Source organism: Lysinibacillus sp. GbtcB16, from assembly GCF_019091145.1.
Classification (GTDB): Bacteria; Bacillota; Bacilli; order Bacillales_A; family Planococcaceae; genus Lysinibacillus; species Lysinibacillus fusiformis.
In genome coordinates, this window is record NZ_JAGXJV010000350.1 from 1 (window position 1) to 275 (window position 275).

Genomic DNA, 275 nt, shown 5'->3' on the forward strand with positions numbered 1-275 from the left:
GCTGTTTGAACATATTCATCTCCTGAATGGCTTCTTCTGTTTTAAGAAACTGTCCTAACCTCGTAATAAACGTATGAAGCATACCTTTATAGCACGTATACTGAACCCGTACTCCAGCCTGCTTTAACTTATCCGCATATGCCTTGCCGTCATCTCTTAACGGGTCATACTCGGCCGTAATAATGAGTGCCGGTGGTAAGTTGTTGAAATCTGGGGCAAGCAGCGGAGATGCCCAAGCATTCAGGATATCTTTTGGCGAGCGAAGGTAACAGTCT

General features: G+C 45.1%; 1 protein-coding gene. It reads right to left on the minus strand.

Going from position 1 to position 275, the window contains the following annotated elements:
• The coding region (locus KVT27_RS24505) for an alpha/beta hydrolase fold domain-containing protein (protein WP_217582166.1) at window positions 1–275 on the minus strand (275 nt) is incomplete at both ends.